This window comes from Streptomyces sp. NPDC053048, assembly GCF_044547045.1.
Taxonomy (GTDB): Bacteria; Actinomycetota; Actinomycetes; order Streptomycetales; family Streptomycetaceae; genus Streptomyces.
Map to the genome: position 1 here is coordinate 61,166 of NZ_JBITZS010000002.1, position 17,926 is coordinate 79,091.

Consider the following 17,926-nt stretch of genomic DNA (forward strand, 5'->3'; position numbering starts at 1 on the left):
GGAGATGAGCACGACCGATCGGTGAGGAGCGCGCCATGACGCACACAACCGAGTGGAACGTCCGGGTTCACCTTTCCGAGGACGGCGGGAGAACCACGGCACGGGTGGAGCTGGACACCGGGGCCGCCGCCTTCACCGGCACGGGCACCGCGCGGTGCGCGCCCGGCGACCGGGACGTGCCGGAGATCGGCGACGAGTTCGCGGCGGGCCGTGCCCTGCGTGACCTCGGCGACCGGCTCCTGCAGACCGCGGAGCACGACGTGGAGGCCAGGGGCGCCGGGCCGGAGCCGCGGACGTCGACGCCGTACGGGTGGTCGCTGTAGGCGGCCAGTAGGAGCGCGGTCACAGGAGTGTGCCGAGCGGTCCGAGGTCGAGGTTGAGGTCCTCGGGGCGCAGGCCGTGGCGGGCGCACAGGTCCTCCATGCGGTCCGCGAGCGCCATGAGGGTCAGGCCGATCCGTTCCTCCTGCTCCTCGGTGAGGTCGCCCAGCTCGACGCGGCGCAGCGCCTGCCGCTCCATCAGCTGCCGCAGCAGTTCCACGACGGTCAGCACCAGCCGGGCGAGGTCCCGCTCGACGGTGTCCTGGTCCAGTTCCACGCGCGCGGTCACGCCTGCGGCTCCTTCGTGGGTGCGGGGGGCCCGGCGGCCACCGAGCTGATGATCGCGTGCAGGTCGACGCGGACGAGGTCGACGTCGGCGATCCGCAGGACAATGTCGCCGGTGACGACGACGCCGCCCGCGAGCAGCCGGTCGAGCAGGTCGACGAGGGTGCCCCGCGCCGCCGGGAGCGGGACCTCGCCGTTCATGACGGCTCCGGGCCGGCGTCCTGGGCGGTGTCGTCCTGACCGGCGAAGGAGTAGGGGGCCCACGGTCCGGTCAGTTCCACGCGCATGCCGTCACCGGGGGCGAGCTCGGCGAGTCCGGCGACGGCCGAGGTGAAGGACGGGGCGTCCTCGCGTCGCACGAGGTAGGCGGCGTTGAGGACGTTGCGGTCCGGGTGGCGGGAGAGTCGGGGGTTCTGGGGTGGGTGGAGGCGGGTCTCCTGCGCGAGGACGGCGAGCGCGGTGTGGATGCCGCGCGCGGTCGCGTCCACCCGCCGCGTCTCCTGCTGTGCCGTGTGCCGTTCGGCCGCGCGGCGGCGCAGGTAGTCACGACCGGACACGGCCGCCGCGCGGGGTGTGCCGGTGGGGGCCGGGGCCGGCTCGTGGGCGTAGACCTTGACGCCCCACTCGGTGCGGCCGTCGAGCCGGTCCAGGGCCGCGCGGAGGCTGTCGAGCCGGTCGTCCAGCATCGCGCGTACGCCTCTCTCGTCGCGGAAGACCGTGGCCAGGCGCAGCGGCAGGACGCAAGGGGCCGCCTCGGCGGCCGCGGCGACGACCCTCTGGTGGGCACGGGCGGTCGTCTCCAGCCACTCCAGGTCCTCCAGGCGGGCGGCCAGCGCCCGTTCCTCGTGGTCGGCCGCCGGTACCGGCCCGGTCAGGGCCATCAGGCCCAGGTGCCGTACGACGGACACGGGTTCGCCGGCGACGCCCGTCACGTTCCGCAGGGCCCGGTCCACGGTGTCGGATTCCCGGGTGACGGCGTAGGCGTACAGATAACGCGGTTCCTTCTCGTGCACCGGGATCACTCCTGCCGTTCCGCCGGTTCGGCGACGCGTTCCTTCGACTCGGTGTTCTCGGCGAGCAATTCATTTCCGCGCACGCGTGAAGGAAAGCGCGGAGCCGCACTCGCGCCGGGCCGGTCCCCTTTCCGGGGTGCCTTGTTGTTCCGCCTACCGCAATTGCAGGGTTCCAAACCCATTGCCGGGAAGAAGAATTGCGGATGTCCCCCGGAAAACGCCGCCGGTCAGCCGCGGCGGTCGGCTTCCGCGGCGGCCGCCTCGGCCGCGCGGCGGGCCGCGCGCCAGGCGCGTTCGGCCTCCCGGACGCGCCCTTGGACCTCGCGGACGCGCTCCTCGGCGGCACTCCGGCGTTCCTCGGCCTTGCCGAGTTCGGCGGTCAGCTGGTCCAGCCGCCGCCGGGCCGCCTCCTCGGCCTGTTCCGTCCGCTCCGCCTCGCGGCGGGCCCGCCGGGCCTCCTCCTCGTGGACGCGCGCCTGCTTCTCGGCCTCCCGCGCCCGGCGGCGTTCGCGCTCGGCGGCCAGGTCGGTGACGCGTGCCGGGGTGCCGCGCTCGCGGGCGGCCGGGGAGGGGGCGGGCGGGGCCGCGAGGCGGTCGGCCGCATCGGGAAAAACGCCCGGGAAACCGGTCACGGGGGCCAGTGGCCTGGTCAGCCGCCCCGTGGCCCATTCCGTGGCCGCGTCCTCGTCCGCCAGGACCGCGTGCAGGGTCTCCTCGACCTCCCGCCGCACGTCGTCGCTCACCAGGTGCCCCGCCGCCCCGGCGAGCCGGCGGGCCTGCTCGGACATCGAGGCCACCAGGGCCCGCCGCCGGCGGCTCAGCTCGCGCAACTGCCCGCCGTCGAGATCGCGGTGGGCGTCGCGCAGGCCCTGGCCGAGGCCGATCAGCGCCTGGGCCTCCTCCGGCCGCTCCCGTACCAGGAGATTGCTCACCCAGGCCGCCAGGGTGGGGCGACGCAGCGCCTTCAGGCGCCGGGCCAGCTCGGCGTCGCCCGCGCGGCGGGCCTCGGACACCAGCCGGTCGCGGGCCGCGGTGAATTCCTCCGGCCGCAGCCGGAAGAGTTCACCGGCGGCGCTTTCCAGGTCCATGGGATTTCCCGTCCGCGGGTGCCGCACAGCGTACGGCAGCGGCCTGGTGAGCGGGCCGCTGCCGTACCGTTCGCGCGTGGCTGCCGGTGCTACTTCCTCTTGACGTTCCTGCGGGCCTTCTCCACCGCGTCATGGAGATGCCCCTTGGTCTTCTCGACGCGGCCCTCGGCCTCCATCCGCCGGTCACCGGTGACCTTGCCCGTCGTCTCCTTGAGCCGGCCCTTGGCCTGCTCGGCCTTCGCCTTGGCCTTGTCCTTGGCACCCATGCCTCAGCACTGCCTTTCGAAGAGAGGATTTCGCAGAGTGAAAGAGATGCTCCTGTCACCCCCATGACGGTTTCCCCCTCGGTCACCAGTCTCCCGCCCCCGTCGCGTCCGCGCACGTCGTCGCCGGCCGGCGCACTCAAGGTGACGGGCCGTCCCGGCTGGGTGAGCGGGGCGGGGCGCGGGCCGGTGTCGGTGCGGCGGCCCGGGGTACCCGGTGCGGACCGGACCCCAGGAGGAGGTGCGAGCAACGATGGCACAGCTGGTCAAGGACGTGATGACCGCCGGCGTCGTCACGGTGTGGCCGGAGGCGTCGCTGGCCGAGGTCGCGCAGCTGATGCGGGACCAGGACATCGGCGACGTCGTGGTGGCGAGCGGCGACACGGTGGTGGGTGTGATCACGGACCGGGACATCACCGTCCGCGCGGTCGCGGACGGGGCGGACCCGCTCTCGCTGAGCGCCGGTTCCGTGTGCACGCCGGACCCGGTCGTGATCGGCCCGGACGAACCGGCCGGGCAGGCCGCCGCCCTGATGCGGCGGCACGCCGTGCGACGGCTGCCGGTGGTGGCGGACGGGCGGCCCGTGGGCCTGGTGAGCCTGGGGGACCTCGCCCGTGAGCGGGATCCCGGCTCGGCGCTGTCCGACATCAGCCGCGCGGAGCCCGACGTCTGAGCCCCGCGGTGACCCCCGGTGCGCCCGCCGGCCGGCGGGCGCACCGTCATGAGCACCGGCCGTGCGGGGCGGAGTTTGGGCGGCCGGGGGCGGGGCATTCGCACTCTTGTGCTTCGGACCGGAGGCACGCCGCGACAGCAGGACCGACCTGCCCTGGCCGCGCGGCGCCGCCCCGGCATCCGTGCGCGGCGACCGCCGGCCCGGGAGACCCCGATCCCCCGAGGAGACGTGTCACTGCCATGCGCCAATCCCCCCATCCCCACGACGACGCCCCCGACACCGCGGACGCGTTCCGCCGCATCTCCCGCCTCCCCCGCGGGCCCGAGCGGGACGAGCTGTGCCGGCGGGTCGTCACCGCCTGGCTGCCGATGGCCGACCGTCTGGCCACGCAGTTCCGCAACCGCGGCGAGTCCGCCGAGGACCTGCACCAGGTGGCCGCCCTGGGCCTGGTCAAGGCCGTGCACCGCTACGATCCCGACCGCGGGACGGCCTTCGCCGGCTTCGCCGTGCCCACCGTCGTCGGTGAGATCAAGCGGCACTTCCGCGACCACATGTGGGGCGTGCACGTGCCCCGCCGGGTGCAGGACCTGCGCAACCGCGTCCGCCGCGCCCGCAACGAGCTGCCGCAGTCCCTGGACGGCCGGGGACCGACGGTCGCCGAGATCGCCGAGCGGGCCGCGCTCACCGAGGAGGAGGTGCGCACCGGCCTGGCGGCCATGGACAGCTACTCCACGCTCTCGCTGGACGCCGAGTCCCGTGGCGGCGACGGCCGGGCGCCGGCCGACTCGCTGGGCGGCCCGGACCCGGGGCTCGACCTGGTGGTGGACCGGGTGGCGGTCGGCCCGCGGCTGCGGGAGCTGCCCCGCCGCGAGCGGGAGATCCTCTACCTGCGCTTCTTCCGCGACATGACGCAGCGGCAGATCGCCGACGTCATGGGCGTGTCCCAGATGCACGTCTCCCGCCTGCTCAGCCGCTGCTGCGCACGGCTGCGCGAGGAGGTCACCGCGGACGCCTGAGCCGCCCGCCGAGCACCAGACCCGTGTGCCGGGCGACGCGTTCCAGCACACCCGCCTCCGACATGGAGAACGGCCCGCGCCCGCCCGCGCCCCCCGCTCCGGTGCGCAGGAGCGTCAGCACCGCGGCCACCCGGGATTCCGGCGAGCCGGCCCCGCGCCGCACCGGCAGGCAGACGAGCGAGACCACCCCGGCCCGGCTGATCAGCGTGTTGCCCTCGGCGTCCCGGCCGAAGCGGCCGGCGTCCTCGGGCCGTACCTGGACGGTGACCACGCCTCCCGCCGCGGCCTCGACGACCACCGGGCACCCGGCCGGGTCCTGGGCCCGGACGGCGGCGGCCGTGCCGTCGCGGCGGGCCCCCTCGGGCGCCGCCACCACACAGCGGCGCAGGGTTCCGGAGTCCTCCACCAGATCGGCGACCGCCCAGTCGGCGGCCGTCCCCCGCAGCGCCCCGGCGAGCGCCTCCAGGACCTCCGTCGGGCTGCCGGAACGGGCCGTCAGCAGGGCGGTCGTGGCCTCGTCGGCCATGTCCAGCAGCATCGCCTCCCGCATGGCCGCCGACAGCCGGTCGCCCGTGTCACCGGCCGCCCCGGCGCCGGCCCGGGGCGGTGGGGGTACCGGGCCGTGGTGGCCGGGGGCCTGGAAGACGGCCAGGACGGCGTTGCGCGTCTCCCCCGGCGGGCGCAGCGCGACCAGCGTCAGCTGCCACCGCCCGCCCTCGCCGTGGTCCGCCGTCAGCAGTCGCACCGTGGTGCCGCGGTCGCCGTCCCCGCGGGCGACGGCCGCCGTCTGGGTGCGCAGGGCCGCCCGGTCGGGCGGCTGGAGGAAGGACGCGAGGGAGCGGCCGGCGGCGTAGCCCGCGCCGACCCCGAGCAGGCGCGCGGCCTCCTGGTTGAGCCGGCGTACCGTGCCGTCGTGGTCGAGCAGGGCGACGGGCAGGGGCAGCCGCTGGAAGAGCGCGCGCAGCAGTTGCTCCTCGCGGCGGGCGGTACCGGCGCCCGCTCCGGTGCGGCGCGCCAGGTCCTCGTAGTGCGGCCACAGCGCGTCGGCCGCGTAGCGCAGTTCGATCAGGGCGGCCTCCAGCACCGGCGGCTGCCGGTCCGGGGGCAGGCCGCGCAGGCCTTCCAGCTCCCTGACCCGGTCCCTGAAGTCCCGTAACTCCTCGCCGAGTTCGTCCCGGTCACCCACGGCCATGACGTCACCATAGTGCCCCGCGCCCCTGCCGTTTCCCCGGCCCTCCGCCGGGCAGGCGCCCCTCATGGAAGGCATGCTCAACGAGCTGCTCCCCCGGCTGGTGCCGGGCAGTTGCGGCGCCACCACCACGGTCTGGGACGGCACTGCCGAGCCGCCCACCGCGGCCACCCACCCCGATCTGGCGGAACTGGTCCGGGTGCAACTGCGGGACGACGACGGACCGATCCCCACGGCCCTGCGCACCGGGACACCGGTGCACGCCGGCGACCTGCTGCACGACAGCCGGTGGCCGGGCTACCGGGCCAGCGCGCTGGACACGGGCATCCGGGCCAGCGCCACGTTCCCCTTCCACCGCGACGGCGTCGAGGTGACGGTCACCCTCTACCATCTGCGGCCCGGCGGGCTGGAGGGGGCCGCGCAGGGGCCGCCGGTGCTCCTGGGCGGGCTGCTCGCCGACTCGATCGTGCGGGACCGCCGCTACCGCCAGGTCCTGGCCACCGTCGACGAGCTGGACACGGCGCTGCGCTCGCGCCCGGTGGTCGACCAGGCCTGCGGCATCCTGATGCACCTGATGGGCTGCGACGCCGACGCCGCGTTCGCGGTGCTGCGCCGCGCCTCGCAGCACACCAACCGCAAGCTGGCCGATCTGGCCCGTGCGGTCGTCGCGACCCGGGGTGCGGTGCTGCCGCGGACCGGACGGACGGGCTGACGGCCGCTTGCGCGCCGCCCACGCGGGTACCCGTCGCGCATGCGGACCGAGCTGAGCTCCTGGGACCGGCACCTCTTCCAGCTGGTGGCCACGCGTCACTGGCCGGGGGGTGACCGGGTGCTGCCGAGGCTGTCGCGCGGGGCCGACCACGGGATGCTGTGGTTCGGTGTGGCCACGGGCGCCGCCCTGCTGGGCGGGCGGCCCGCGCGGCGCGCCGCGCTGCGCGGGATGGCGTCGCTGGCGGTCGCCTCGGCGACGGTGAACACCCTGGGCAAGCGGTCGGTGCGGCGCGTCCGGCCGGTGCTGGACGCGGTGCCCGTCATCCGGCGGCTGGCCCGCCAGCCGCTGACCACCTCCTTCCCCTCCGGCCATTCGGCCTCGGCCGCGGCCTTCGCCACGGGCGTGGCGCTGGAGAACCCGGCCTGGGGCCTGGCCCTGGCCCCGCTCGCGGTGTCCGTGTGCTTCTCCCGCGTCTACACCGGGGTGCACTATCCGGGGGACGTGCTGGCGGGCGCGCTGCTGGGGGTGGGCGCGGCCTACGCCGTCCGCGGGCTGGCCCCGGCCCGGTACCGTCCCGTGCCCGCGGCCCGGCCGCGGGCGACGGCGCCGGCCCTGCCCGGCGGGCGGGGCCTGGTCGTCGTCGCCAACACCGGCTCGGGGCCGCGTGTTCCGGCCGCCGCCGATCCGGTGCCGCGCATCCGCGCGGAGCTGCCGGACACCGAGGTGCGGGACCGCGGCCCCGACGAGCCGCTGTCCGCCGCGCTGGAGACGGCCGCCGCGCGCGCCGCCGCGCTGGGCGGCGCGCTGGGCTGCTTCGGCGGGGACGGCACCGTCAACGCGGCGGCGGCCGCGGCCGTCCGGCACGGGGTGCCGCTGGCGGTGCTGCCGGGCGGCACGTACAACCACTTCGCGCAGGACCTGGGCATCGGGTCCGTCGCCGACACCGCCCGTGCCGTCGAGGCCGGCGAGGCGGTGGCCGTGGACCTGGTGCGCTTCGGCGGGGGCCGCTTCCTCAACACCTTCAGCATCGGGGCCTATCCGGACCTGGTGCGGGTGCGCGAGCGGTGGGCCCCGCGGATCGGCGCCTGGCCCGCCGGGATGGTGGCCGCCGTGCACGTGCTGCGCACCGCGCGTCCGGTCCGGCTGCGGATCGACGGGCGCGAGCGGTGGCTGTGGGCGCTGTTCGCCGGCAACTGCGCCTACCGGGGGCCGGTGGCGGCCCCGGTGCGCCGCGAGGACCTCGCGGACGGGGTGCTGGACGTGCGGATGCTGCTGGGCGGCCGGCTGGCCCGTACCCGTCTGCTGGCGGCGGCCCTGTCGGGGGCGTTGCGGCATTCCCCGGTGCTCAAGGCGGCGCGGGTGCGGCGGCTGTCGGTGGAGGGCATCCCGCCGGGCACCCACCTGGCCTACGACGGGGAGGTGGCCCCGGCGCCGCGCGCGCTGGTGCTGGAGAAGGAGGACGCGGCGCTGGTCGTCTACCGCTCCCGCATTCCGTAGCCGGCGGCCGCCCCGGTACTCCATCCGGCGGCAGCGCTGCGGCACCCGGTGCCCGAGGGGGAAGAACAACGCGGGCGAACCGGCGATCGCGCCGTGAACCCGACGGCGAGGGAGAGGCGCATGCCGCAGGCGGACCAGCAGGCGGACCAGCGGGCGGACCGACGCGGCCAGGCGCGGACGGCCGGGCGCGCGCACGACCGTCCGCTCACGCCGGGCAACAGGCTGCTGAACTATCTGACGACCACCGATCACAAGGTCATCGGCAACATGTACATGGTGACCGCCTTCGGCTTCTTCCTGCTGGGCGGTCTGCTGGCGATGGTGATGCGCGCCGAACTGGCCCGGCCGGGCCTGCAGATCGTCAGCGCCGACCAGTACAACCAGCTGGTCACCATCCACGGCACCGTGATGATGCTGCTGTTCGCCACGCCCATGTTCGCGGGCTTCGCCAACGCCGTCATGCCGCTGCAGATCGGCGCCCCCGACGTGGCCTTCCCGCGTCTGAACGCCCTGTCGTACTGGCTGTTCCTCTTCGGCGGCCTCACCGTGGTCGGCGGATTCCTCACCCCCGACGGCGCCGCCTCGTTCGGCTGGTTCGCCTACGCGCCCCTGAACAGCGCGGTCCGCACGCCCGGCGCCGGCGGTGACCTGTGGGCGATGGGGCTGGTGGTCGCGGGGGTGAGCACCACCTTGGGGTCGGTGAACTTCATCGCCACCATCGTGACCCTGCGCGCCCCGGGGATGACGATGTTCCGGATGCCCATCTTCACCTGGAACATCCTCTTCACCTCCATCCTCGCCCTGCTCGCCTTCCCGGTGCTGACGGCGGCGCTGCTGGCGCTGGAGGCGGACCGCAAGTTCAACGCCCACATCTTCGACGCGGCCAACGGCGGGGCTCTGCTGTGGCAGCACCTGTTCTGGTTCTTCGGCCATCCCGAGGTCTACATCGTCGCCCTGCCGTTCTTCGGCGTCATCACCGAGATCGTCCCCGTCTTCAGCCGCAAGCCCCTCTTCGGCTACTTCGGGATGATCGGCGCGACCATCGCCATCACGATGCTGTCGGCCAGCGTCTGGGCCCATCACATGTTCGCCACCGGCGGGGTGCTGCTGCCCTTCTTCTCGCTGCTGTCCTTCCTGATCGCCGTCCCCACGGGGGTGAAGTTCTTCAACTGGATCGGCACGATGTGGAAGGGCAGCCTCTCGTTCGAGACCCCGATGCTGTGGGCCACCGGATTCCTCGTCACCTTCCTGCTGGGCGGCCTCAGCGGGGTGCTGATCGCCTCCCCGCCGCTGGACTTCCACGTCACCGACACCTACTTCGTCGTCGCCCACCTGCACTATGTGCTGTTCGGCACCGTCGTCTTCGCGATGTTCGGCGGCTTCTACTTCTGGTGGCCCAAGTGGACCGGACGCATGCTGGACGAGCGGCTGGGCAAGGTGCACTTCTTCACCCTGTTCGCGGGCTTCCAGATCACCTTCCTCGTCCAGCACTGGCTGGGCGAGAGCGGCATGCCGCGGCGCTACGCCGACTACCTGGCCGCCGACGGCTTCACCCTGCTGAACACCGTTTCCTCCATCGGCTCGTTCCTGCTCGGGCTGTCCACCCTGCCGTTCCTGTACAACGTGTGGCTCACCGCGCGCCAGGCGCCGACGGTGGACACCGACGACCCCTGGGGCTTCGGCCGGTCGCTGGAGTGGGCGACGTCCTGCCCGCCGCCCCGCCACAACTTCGTCGCCCTGCCCCAGGTGCGGTCCGACTCCCCCGCCTTCGACCTGCACCACCCCGAGGCCGCACCACGCCCGCTGCCCGGCCGGGAGCGGCGACGGCCCACCCCCGACCCCCACGAGGAGGGCCTGTCATGAGGACCGAGGCGCTGCTGTTCGCCGGCGTCGCCGGCTTCTTCCTCGTCACCGACGCCGGCTACGCCTGGTGGTCGGACCTGGAGCCGGCCGGGACGGCGGCCCTGACGGTGGCCTTCGGCATGGCCTCGCTGGTGTCGTTCTTCTGCGCCATGAACTACCGCCGCCGGGGCGCGCGGCCGGAGGACCGCCCCGACTCGGTGGTGGCGGACCGGGCGGGGCCGCTGGACTTCTTCCCGCCGAGCAGCGCCTACCCGGTGCTCGCCGCTGCCGGGTTCGCGCTGATGGCCGTGGGGGTGGTGTACGGGCTGTGGCTGTTCCTGGGCGGGGTGGGCGTGCTGCTGGCCGGTGTGCTGGGGATGGTCTTCGAGTTCGCCGAACGGGAGGGGTGAGGCGGCCCGTGCTCACTCCTCCGCCTTCGTGGCCGCCTCCGCGCCGGTGACGGGCTCCGCCTCGGTGGCGGGCCCGGCGAGCCGGCCGGCGATCTGCTCGCGCTGCTCGGCCGTGGCGGGCATCTCCACCCGGTCGCGGTAGTACCAGGAGCTCAGGGCCGCCCGCAGCCGGTAGCGGCGGGTGGCCGGGCCCTCCTGGGCCGGCAGCGGCCTGGGGACCTCGCGGACCATCAGCCGGTAGCCCTCGCCCGCGGTCAGCGGCTGATGGCCCTCGCCGAGGCCGCCGGAGGCGTCCTGCCCGACCTCGCCGCTCTCCTCCCCCTCGGTCAGCCGCCGCCGGTCGCGCGCCTGCAGGGCCAGGCACAGCCGCTTGGTGACCAGGAAGGCCAGCACCGGGCCGAGCACGACCAGGACCCGCAGCACCCAGGTCAGGCCGTTGACCGACAGCCGGAAGGTGAAGGCGATGACGTCGTTGCCGCCGGCCAGCAGCAGGAGGCCGTAGAAGACGACGGCGGCCACGCCCAGTCCCGTCCGGGTGGGCCGGTCGCGGGGCCGGTCGCACAGGTGGTGCTCCGTGGCGTCGCCCGTCACCCACTTCTCGAACAGCGGGTAGGCGTACAACAGCATGAACAACAGGCCCGGCAGCACCACCGTGGGCAGCAGGACGCTCCACATCAGGGTGTGCCCGGCGACGACGTTCTCCCAGGCCGGCATCAGGCGCAGGGCGCCCTCGAGGAAGCCCACGTACCAGTCCGGCTGGGCCCCGGTGGCGACCTGGTCGGCACGGTAGGGGCCGTAGTTCCACACCGGGTTGATCTGGGCGAGGCCCGCCAGGGCGGTGAGCGCGCCGAAGACCATCATGAACAGGCCCGCGGACTTCGTGGTGAACTGCGGGAACATCGGCATGCCCACCGCGTTGCGGTTGGTCCGCCCCCGGGCGCTCCAGTGGGTGTGCTTGAGGTAGACCACCAGGAAAAGGTGCAGGGCGACGAGCGCGAGCAGGACGCCGGGGACGAACATCACGTGCACGATGTAGAGGCGGGGGATGAGGTCCGTCCCGGGGAACGGTCCGTTCCAGATGAAGAAGCTCAGATAGGTGCCGACGACGGGGACGGACATCACGATGCTGTGGGCGGTACGCAGTCCGGTGCCCGAGAGCAGGTCGTCGGGCAGCGAGTAGCCGCAGAAGCCCTCGAACAGGGCGAGGAGGAAGAGCGTCACGCCGACGGCCCAGTTCAGCTCGCGGGGCCTGCGGAAGGCGCCGGTGAAGAAGATCCGCAGCATATGGACGCCGACGGCGGCGACGAAGACCAGCGCCGCCCAGTGGTGCACCTGGCGGATGAGCAGTCCGCCGCGCACGTCGAAGCTGATGTCCAGCGTGGAGGCGTACGCCTGCGTCATCCGCAGGCCCCGCAGCGGCTCGTACGATCCGTGGTAGACGGTCTCGACCATGCTCGCGTCGAAGAACAGCACCAGGTAGCAGCCGGTGAGGACGAGCACCACCAGGCTGTAGAGGGCGAGCTCCCCGAGCAGGTAGGACCAGTGGTCGGGGAAGGCCTTGCGCAGCAGGGCCCCGGCCGCCTCGGCCGCCGGGAAGCGCCGGTCCAGCGCCCGGAATCCGGCCTCGGCCGCCGCTCGGGCCTTCCGTCCGGCCCGCTCCCTGCGCTCCCGGAACAGCATTGACCACGCTCCCTGCCGAGCCGAGTTCCACCGGGTCATCGCAGGGAGTCCAACACGGGCGTGCTCGCCACCGCCGTATCCGGCTTGCTCACGGGGCGGCTGTCACCCTCCTGGCGGACGCCCGGGGGACACGGTGGCACGTCAGCAGGAGGGGGTCCGCGAGCGGACGGCCATGTCCTCCCAGAAGCGCCGGAGTTCGTCACCGGTCATGCCCTGCCACGGCGCCTTCCTGCGCCGCAGCCAGGACAGCGGGTTGAGGAACCCCAGCGGGCGGTACGGGCGCAGCAGTGCCTGTTGCTGTCTGCAGAACGTCTCCCGCAGTTCGGCCCGCGGCTGCTCGCCCATGGCGGGGTAGGGGCACAGCTGGAAGGGGCAGTCGCGCAGGCAGGCGCTGCCGGGCGGGGCGTCCTCGGCCATGCCCACGGTCCGCCCGGGGTGCAGGGGCTTGCGGTCCTTGACCAGGCAGGGCGGCAGCACGGACCGGCTGGTGTGCTCCAGGCGGGTCTCCAGCTCCTGCGTCGTCGGTCCGGCCGTCGGCACGAGGCTGCGCGGGTTCTTCCGGGCGGCCCTGCTCAGCGGACGCCGCACCGAGAGGTACTGCACGGCCAGGAAGAGGCATGTCGCCAGGCCCAGGCTCAGGAAGGGGGCCAGGAATCCATAGGTGATGGTGCAGCCGGTGCTCGACTTCTCGCACCACCGCTCGAGCCCGGACTTGTCCTGGCTGACGATCGCGTAGACCGCCGACCCGACCCAGGCCGCGACGACCGGGACGCAGAGGAAGGAAAGGCGCTGCAGATTGGTCGCCGCCGACCACTTGCGCGTCCAGCGCCGGGCGGGGGCCACCCTGGTACGGGCGGCGAGGCGTACCCGTATCCTCCGCAGGAGCCGCCCGGCGGTGTCGGCGCCGTGGACGAGCCGGCGCCGGATGCGGACGAACCGCGGGCCGCCGCCGGGAACGGCCTTTCCCCTGGGATGTCTGATGGCGTAGTTCATGGGGCTTCGGCCCCCGCCGGTCGTCGGGAGTGTCCCCCCTGCTTCCCTCTTCCATCGTGCGCAGGGCCTGGTCCGGTGTCGAATCCTGAGCCCGGGTCCGGTCGGACCCTGTGGCGCCGGTGGATCAGGGCGTGCCCGACGGGCCGGTGTCGTCGGTCTCCGCCTCCAGGTGCTCCTCGACGCTCACCACGCCGTCCACGCTCCGGCACAGCTGCAGCAGCACCGGCAGCTGGCTCCTGCGCCGCACCGAGCCGCTGAGCCTGACCTGGCCGTGGTTGACCTCCACGCCGACGGCCGACGGACGCTCGCCCAGGGTGCGCACGAGGACGTCCTCGATGATCTCCTCCCGGATGGCGCGGTCGGTGCGCAGGAAGACCCGCAGGAGGTCGCCCCGGCTGACGAGGCCCACCAGCCGTCCCGTCCCGTCCACGACCGGCAGCCGCTTGACCCGGTGCTCCTCCATCGCCCGCGCCGCCTCCACCACGCTCCAGTCCGGCCGGGCGCAGACGGCCGGGCTGGTCATCAGTCCCTCGGCCGTGGTCGCCTCGTGCTTGGCCAGGGCCCGCGCGTCCAGCGGGTCGGGCTGCTTCGACGCCTTCGCGAGCAGGTCCGCCTCGGAGACCACCCCCACCGGCCGGTCCTCGTCGTCCACCACCGGGACCGCCGTGATGTCGTGCTCGTGGAGCACGTGCACGATCTCGGTGAAGAGAGTGCCGCGCTGGACGCGGACGACCGAACGGGTCATCAGGTCACCGACGCTTCTGTGCTGCAACATGTCTCACGTCTTTCGGCCGACGGTTCACGACGCCGCGAATGACGTCGCGTCAAATCTACGGCGCCCGGAACCGGCTCCGGCGCAGGGACCGGCCGATGACCGCACTGTGGCGATCTTGTATCGGCAGGTGCAAAACCCCTGCCGCGACCTGCGCCCTCTCGGTTACTGTCCAGTCCGACCGCGTTCACTTCACGCCACCTCCACAAGTGGCCACCGATCCGAAAGGACGTCATGCGCGTGCATCTCCGCCGCCGGGCGATATCGGCTCTCGTCACGACCGCCGTTGCCACCCCCGTGCTGTTCGCCGCCACGGCCGCCCCCGCCGACGCGACGCCCTCGCCCTCCGACCGCCAGCAGAGACAGGCCGAACGCCTCGCCAAGAAGCTGGTCAAGGAGTCCTCCGGCAAGAGCGCCCACCGCCACCTCGAGGCGCTGCAGGACATCGCCGACGACAACGGCGGCAACCGCGCCGCCGGCACCCCCGGCCACAAGGCGTCCACCGAGTACGTCTACCGGCTGCTGAAGAAGGCCGGTTACGACGTCTCGTACCAGAACTTCGACTTCTACGAGTCCAAGACGCTGCGCGAGAAGCTGACCGTCGTCTCCCCCGACCCGCGCGAGATCAAGGTCGCCGCCTACGAGTTCAGCAAGACCTCGCCCGAGGGCGGGCTCAAGGCCCGGCTGGCCGCCGCCCGGGTGGACGACACCCCCGGCTGCGGGCTCGACGACTACGCCTCCGGCGACTTCAAGGGCAGGATCGCGCTCGTCAAGCGCGGCAGCTGCTCGTTCCAGCAGAAGGAGGAGATCGCGGCCAAGGCGGGCGCGGCCGGCCTCATCCTCTACAACCACTCGGGCACCACGCCGGTCCACGGCGGCGTCGAGGAGCCGGCCAACGCGCACATCCCGGCCGGCGGCATCTCCCTGGCGGACGGCGAGGCGCTGGCCGCCGCGCTCGCCAAGGGCGAGGTGACCGTCTCGCTGGACGTGAGCACCGAGGCGATCAAGCGGCAGACGCGCAACGTCATCGCCGAGACCAAGGGCGGCAACGCCGACCGCGTCGTCGCACTCGGCAGCCACCTGGACTCGGTCCCCGAGGGGCCGGGCATCAACGACAACGGCTCCGGCTCGGCCGGCCTGCTCGAGGTCGCCCTCAAGCTCGCCAAGGAGACCCGCAAGCCCGGCCAGCAGCCCACCAACAAGGTGCGGTTCGCCTGGTGGTCCGCGGAGGAGCTGGGCCTGCTGGGCTCGAAGCACTATGTCGCGCAGCTGAGCGAGAAGCAGCGCAAGCAGATCGCCCTGTACCTGAACTTCGACATGATCGGCTCCCCCAACCCGGTGCAGTTCGTCTATGACGGCGACAACTCGGACAACAAGGGCGAGGGTCCGGGCCCGAAGGGTTCCGCCCAGATCGAGCGTCTGATCAACGGCTTCCTGGACCGCAAGGGCGCCCCGCACGAGGGCACCGACTTCGACGGCCGCTCCGACTACGGTCCGTTCATCAAGGCCGGCATCCCTGCGGGCGGCACGTTCACCGGTGCCGAGGGCATCAAGACCAAGGAGCAGGCCGCCCGGTTCGGCGGCACGGCGGGCGTGGCCTACGACAAGAACTACCACGGCGCCGGCGACACCCTGTCGAACATCGACCGCAAGGTCTTCGACCTCAACGTGGACGTCATCGCCCACTCGGTCGGCATCTACGCGCACGACCTGCGCTCGCTCGACGAGCCCGCCAAGGGCTGAGTGACCGCGCGTCCGGCCCCGCTCCCGGCGACGGGGGCGGGGCCGGACGCGTGCCGGGGTCCGGTCCGGCCGTCCGCCCGAGCTACGGGTGCGGGACGACGGCCACGGGGCAGCGGGCGTGGTGCAGGGCCGCGTGGGTGACGTGACCGATGCGCTGGATGCCGTGGGCGCCCGCCGCGCGGCGTCCGACGACCAGCAGGGCGGCGTCCGTGCCGGCGGACAGCAGGACCTGGGCGGCGCTGCCCATTTCGACGTGTTCGGTGACCTCCACCCCGGGGTACTCCCGCCGCCACGGCCGCAGGGCGTCGGTCAGCCGCCTCTTCTCCAGCGGCTCCAGCCCACCGGCTTCGTCGGCCAGTTTCAGGGAACCGGGGCTCCAGGCGAAGACCGGTGGCAGCGTCCAGGCCCGTACGGCCCGCAGCGGAGCACCGCGCGCCGCCGCGGCCGCGAACGCGAACCCCAGGACCAGGTCACCCGCCTCCCCCGTCTCCTGGACCCCCACCACCACCTCGCCGGACGAAGTGGTGGTGGGGGTGGCTTCGCGGGGGCCGCGCACGAGGACGACCGGGCCGGTGGCCTGCCGCAGCACATGCAGGGCGACCGAGCCGACGAGGTATCCGACGAGCGCGCCGTGGCCGCTCGAGCCGAGGACGAGCAGGTCGGTGCGCGCCCCTTCGGCGACCAGCGCCGGAACCGTGTCGTCCGGCAGCAGCCGGGTGGAGAGCGCGAGGCCGGGGTGGCTCGCGGCCACCTGTTCCTCCGCCGCCCGCAGCAGGCCGTACGCCCAGCGCTGCTGCGTCTCGGCGTCCGCCTCGACGGGCAGGTCGAGCGGCCGCCAGGCCCAGGCGTGCACCAGACTCAGCGCCGCGCCGCGGCACTGTGCCTCGTCCGCCGCCCAGTGCGCGGCGGCCAGGCTTTGGTCGCTTCCGTCCACGCCCACGGTGATCGTGCCGGACACGGGGCCTCCCGAGGGCCTCCCAGTGGCAGTACGGCCCATGCTCACCCCGACCGTGCTCCGTCGCAACCGGGCCCCGGCCGGGTGAACAATGGCCGTGGGGCCGGGGAGGGCGCATGAACGGCGGTGTCGGGTTCGGGGGCGGCGGCGCGCGGGGCGGCGTGGCGCAGGTCAGGGCGGCGCGGGTCACGGTCACGGCGGCCGGGGCGGGGGTGTTGCTCCTGCTGGGGGTGGCGGGGTTCAGAAGCGTGGCGCTGGTGGCCGCCGGGCTGGCCGGGGCCGCCTGTTCGGCGGCCGGCCTGTGGTGGGCGCTGACCCGCCGGGGCCCGGCCAGGGTGTCCGGGGCCGTGCTGACCGGGGCGGCGCCGGTCGCGGTGGTCGCGCTCTACGCGGCCGCCGGGCTGCTGTGGCTCGTCCTCCTCTGCGGGGCGCTGTGGGGTGTGGCGGTCGTCGCGGGCCGGTCCGCGCTGCGTGCGGACACCGTGCCGCACGCTCCGCGCGAGGACCGCACCGCGCCGCCCCGGCGGCCGTTCATCATCGTCAATCCGCGCTCCGGCGGCGGAAAGGCGGTCAGGTTCCGGCTGAAGGAGCGGGCGGAGGCGCTGGGCGCCGAGGTGGTGCTGCTCGACCACGACCGCCGGCAGGACGTCGCCGCGCTCGCGCGGCGGGCCGTCGCCCGCGGGGCGGACCTGCTGGGGGTGGCGGGCGGCGACGGCACCCAGGCGCTGGTCGCCGGGGTGGCGGCCGAGTGCGGGGTGCCGTTCCTGGTCGTCCCGTCCGGGACGCGCAATCACTTCGCCATGGACCTGGGGCTCGACCGGCGCGACCCCGCGGCGTGCCTGGGGGCCCTCGAGGACGGGGTCGAGCTCCGCGTGGACCTCGGCCGCGTGGCCGGGCGCGCCTTCGTCAACAACGCGTCGTTCGGCGCGTACGCGGCGGTGGTGCAGAGCCCCGCGTACCGCGACGACAAGGTCCGCACCATCCTGCGGCTGCTGCCCGGCGTACTGGCCGGGCACCACCTGCCCCGGCTGGTGGTGCGCTGCGGGGACGTGACGGTCGACGCCCCGCAGGCGGTGCTGGTGAGCAACAACTGCTACGGGGTGGGCGACCGCGCCGGGCTGGGCCGGCGGGAGCGGCTGGACGCCGGGCGGCTGGGGATGCTGGGCGTGAAGGTGGACAGCGCGGCGCAGGCGGCCGCGCTGCTGCGGGGCCGCCGTGCGCCGGGGCTGACGGTGCTGACGGGCCGTGAGGTCGTCGTCGACGCCGACGGGCCCGAGGTGCGGGTGGGGGTCGACGGGGAGGCGCTGACCCTGCGGCCGCCGGTGCGCTGTGTGATCGAGCCCGGCGCGCTACGGGTGCGCGTGCCGCGCGACCGTCCGGGTGTGCCCCGCTCCAGGCCGCGGCTGGACTGGCCCCGGCTGTGCGAACTGGCCCTGCCGGAGCGGTGGTACCGGCGGGTGCACCGGCCCTAGTTC

At 74.1% G+C, this 17,926-nt stretch carries 19 protein-coding genes; 9 read left to right on the top strand and 10 right to left on the bottom strand.

Annotated features, from left to right (window positions below; all coding sequences use genetic code 11):
- The first annotated feature begins 35 nt into the window (after positions 1-35).
- Positions 36-323 carry a DUF1876 domain-containing protein gene (locus tag ACIG36_RS05480; RefSeq protein ID WP_399922392.1) on the top strand — a complete coding sequence of 96 codons (288 nt, stop codon included), beginning with the start codon at positions 36-38 and terminating at the stop codon, positions 321-323.
- A gap of 19 nt (positions 324-342) precedes the next feature.
- Here ACIG36_RS05480 and ACIG36_RS05485 read toward each other — a convergent pair whose 3' ends face one another.
- The 5 genes from ACIG36_RS05485 to ACIG36_RS05505 all read right to left on the bottom strand — a co-directional run bounded on the left by ACIG36_RS05485 (position 343) and on the right by ACIG36_RS05505 (position 2,972).
- Entirely contained in the window at positions 343-609 is a 267-nt protein-coding gene (locus ACIG36_RS05485) for a gas vesicle protein K (protein ID WP_399922395.1), read from the bottom strand.
- Positions 606-806 carry a gas vesicle protein gene (locus tag ACIG36_RS05490; protein WP_399922398.1) on the bottom strand — a complete coding sequence of 67 codons (201 nt, stop codon included), beginning with the start codon at positions 804-806 and terminating at the stop codon, positions 606-608. The genes ACIG36_RS05485 and ACIG36_RS05490 overlap by 4 nt, the downstream gene beginning before the upstream one ends.
- Entirely contained in the window at positions 803-1,618 is an 816-nt protein-coding gene (locus ACIG36_RS05495; protein WP_399922400.1) for a GvpL/GvpF family gas vesicle protein, read from the bottom strand. Before ACIG36_RS05495 ends, ACIG36_RS05490 begins: the two co-directional genes overlap by 4 nt.
- A 227-nt stretch (positions 1,619-1,845) precedes the next feature.
- Positions 1,846-2,706, bottom strand: a complete 861-nt coding sequence (locus ACIG36_RS05500) for a hypothetical protein (RefSeq protein ID WP_399922403.1) — start codon at positions 2,704-2,706, stop codon at positions 1,846-1,848.
- Positions 2,707-2,795: 89 nt separating this feature from the next.
- Complete coding sequence (locus ACIG36_RS05505; protein ID WP_399922406.1) at positions 2,796-2,972, bottom strand: CsbD family protein; 177 nt, start codon at positions 2,970-2,972, stop codon at positions 2,796-2,798.
- Between the two features lie 250 nt (positions 2,973-3,222).
- Here ACIG36_RS05505 and ACIG36_RS05510 point away from each other — a divergent pair, with 250 nt between their 5' ends.
- A complete protein-coding gene (locus tag ACIG36_RS05510; protein ID WP_399922409.1) occupies positions 3,223-3,642 on the top strand; it encodes a CBS domain-containing protein in 420 nt (139 codons plus the stop codon).
- 239 nt (positions 3,643-3,881) lie between these two features.
- Entirely contained in the window at positions 3,882-4,658 is a 777-nt protein-coding gene (locus ACIG36_RS05515; protein ID WP_399922412.1) for a SigB/SigF/SigG family RNA polymerase sigma factor, read from the top strand.
- On the opposite strand, the gene ACIG36_RS05520 is transcribed toward ACIG36_RS05515, so the two are convergent.
- Complete coding sequence (locus ACIG36_RS05520) at positions 4,642-5,850, bottom strand: PAS domain-containing protein (RefSeq protein WP_399922415.1); 1,209 nt, start codon at positions 5,848-5,850, stop codon at positions 4,642-4,644. The genes ACIG36_RS05515 and ACIG36_RS05520 overlap by 17 nt on opposite strands.
- Positions 5,851-5,914: 64 nt before the next feature.
- Here ACIG36_RS05520 and ACIG36_RS05525 point away from each other — a divergent pair, with 64 nt between their 5' ends.
- From ACIG36_RS05525 to ACIG36_RS05540, 4 genes are all read left to right on the top strand, one after another.
- Positions 5,915-6,559 carry a GAF and ANTAR domain-containing protein gene (locus tag ACIG36_RS05525; protein ID WP_399922418.1) on the top strand — a complete coding sequence of 215 codons (645 nt, stop codon included), beginning with the start codon at positions 5,915-5,917 and terminating at the stop codon, positions 6,557-6,559.
- 39 nt (positions 6,560-6,598) lie between these two features.
- Positions 6,599-8,056, top strand: a complete 1,458-nt coding sequence (locus ACIG36_RS05530) for a bifunctional phosphatase PAP2/diacylglycerol kinase family protein (RefSeq protein ID WP_399922421.1) — start codon at positions 6,599-6,601, stop codon at positions 8,054-8,056.
- A 120-nt stretch (positions 8,057-8,176) separates the two neighbouring features.
- On the top strand, positions 8,177-9,919 hold the full coding sequence (gene ctaD, locus ACIG36_RS05535; RefSeq protein ID WP_399922424.1) for a cytochrome c oxidase subunit I: 1,743 nt from the start codon (positions 8,177-8,179) through the stop codon (positions 9,917-9,919).
- Positions 9,916-10,308 carry a cytochrome c oxidase subunit 4 gene (locus ACIG36_RS05540; RefSeq protein WP_399922427.1) on the top strand — a complete coding sequence of 131 codons (393 nt, stop codon included), beginning with the start codon at positions 9,916-9,918 and terminating at the stop codon, positions 10,306-10,308. Before ctaD ends, ACIG36_RS05540 begins: the two co-directional genes overlap by 4 nt.
- Before the next feature lie 12 nt (positions 10,309-10,320).
- Here ACIG36_RS05540 and ACIG36_RS05545 read toward each other — a convergent pair whose 3' ends face one another.
- The 3 genes from ACIG36_RS05545 to ACIG36_RS05555 form a co-directional block, all read right to left on the bottom strand.
- Complete coding sequence (locus ACIG36_RS05545) at positions 10,321-11,988, bottom strand: cytochrome bc complex cytochrome b subunit (RefSeq protein WP_399922430.1); 1,668 nt, start codon at positions 11,986-11,988, stop codon at positions 10,321-10,323.
- A gap of 141 nt (positions 11,989-12,129) precedes the next feature.
- Positions 12,130-12,981 carry a hypothetical protein gene (locus ACIG36_RS05550; RefSeq protein ID WP_399922433.1) on the bottom strand — a complete coding sequence of 284 codons (852 nt, stop codon included), beginning with the start codon at positions 12,979-12,981 and terminating at the stop codon, positions 12,130-12,132.
- Positions 12,982-13,105: 124 nt separating this feature from the next.
- Entirely contained in the window at positions 13,106-13,753 is a 648-nt protein-coding gene (locus ACIG36_RS05555) for a CBS domain-containing protein (protein ID WP_399923940.1), read from the bottom strand.
- Between the two features lie 234 nt (positions 13,754-13,987).
- Between ACIG36_RS05555 and ACIG36_RS05560 the strand changes: the two genes are divergently transcribed.
- Positions 13,988-15,496: a M28 family metallopeptidase gene (locus ACIG36_RS05560; RefSeq protein ID WP_399922436.1), complete on the top strand. Its 1,509-nt coding sequence runs from the start codon at positions 13,988-13,990 to the stop codon at positions 15,494-15,496.
- 82 nt (positions 15,497-15,578) lie between these two features.
- On the opposite strand, the gene ACIG36_RS05565 is transcribed toward ACIG36_RS05560, so the two are convergent.
- The gene (locus tag ACIG36_RS05565) at positions 15,579-16,454 is read right to left on the bottom strand and encodes a universal stress protein (RefSeq protein ID WP_399922439.1); all 876 of its coding nucleotides are present in this window, start codon (positions 16,452-16,454) and stop codon (positions 15,579-15,581) included.
- Positions 16,455-16,567: 113 nt separating this feature from the next.
- Here ACIG36_RS05565 and ACIG36_RS05570 point away from each other — a divergent pair, with 113 nt between their 5' ends.
- On the top strand, positions 16,568-17,923 hold the full coding sequence (locus tag ACIG36_RS05570; protein ID WP_399922442.1) for a diacylglycerol/lipid kinase family protein: 1,356 nt from the start codon (positions 16,568-16,570) through the stop codon (positions 17,921-17,923).
- The last annotated feature ends 3 nt before the right edge of the window (positions 17,924-17,926 follow it).

Bases quoted from the DNA above. Each gene is read 5' to 3' on its own strand.
- ACIG36_RS05480 (WP_399922392.1), top strand. From the start codon at position 36: ATGACGCACACAACCGAGTGGAACGTCCGGGTTCACCTTTCCGAGGAC.
- ACIG36_RS05490 (WP_399922398.1), bottom strand. From the start codon at position 806: ATGAACGGCGAGGTCCCGCTCCCGGCGGCGCGGGGCACCCTCGTCGAC.
- ACIG36_RS05500 (WP_399922403.1), bottom strand. From the start codon at position 2,706: ATGGACCTGGAAAGCGCCGCCGGTGAACTCTTCCGGCTGCGGCCGGAG.
- ACIG36_RS05505 (WP_399922406.1), bottom strand. From the start codon at position 2,972: ATGGGTGCCAAGGACAAGGCCAAGGCGAAGGCCGAGCAGGCCAAGGGC.
- ACIG36_RS05510 (WP_399922409.1), top strand. From the start codon at position 3,223: ATGGCACAGCTGGTCAAGGACGTGATGACCGCCGGCGTCGTCACGGTG.
- ACIG36_RS05515 (WP_399922412.1), top strand. From the start codon at position 3,882: ATGCGCCAATCCCCCCATCCCCACGACGACGCCCCCGACACCGCGGAC.
- ACIG36_RS05520 (WP_399922415.1), bottom strand. From the start codon at position 5,850: ATGGCCGTGGGTGACCGGGACGAACTCGGCGAGGAGTTACGGGACTTC.
- ACIG36_RS05525 (WP_399922418.1), top strand. From the start codon at position 5,915: ATGGAAGGCATGCTCAACGAGCTGCTCCCCCGGCTGGTGCCGGGCAGT.
- ACIG36_RS05530 (WP_399922421.1), top strand. From the start codon at position 6,599: ATGCGGACCGAGCTGAGCTCCTGGGACCGGCACCTCTTCCAGCTGGTG.
- ctaD (WP_399922424.1), top strand. From the start codon at position 8,177: ATGCCGCAGGCGGACCAGCAGGCGGACCAGCGGGCGGACCGACGCGGC.
- ACIG36_RS05540 (WP_399922427.1), top strand. From the start codon at position 9,916: ATGAGGACCGAGGCGCTGCTGTTCGCCGGCGTCGCCGGCTTCTTCCTC.
- ACIG36_RS05545 (WP_399922430.1), bottom strand. From the start codon at position 11,988: ATGCTGTTCCGGGAGCGCAGGGAGCGGGCCGGACGGAAGGCCCGAGCG.
- ACIG36_RS05550 (WP_399922433.1), bottom strand. From the start codon at position 12,981: ATGAACTACGCCATCAGACATCCCAGGGGAAAGGCCGTTCCCGGCGGC.
- ACIG36_RS05560 (WP_399922436.1), top strand. From the start codon at position 13,988: ATGCGCGTGCATCTCCGCCGCCGGGCGATATCGGCTCTCGTCACGACC.
- ACIG36_RS05570 (WP_399922442.1), top strand. From the start codon at position 16,568: ATGAACGGCGGTGTCGGGTTCGGGGGCGGCGGCGCGCGGGGCGGCGTG.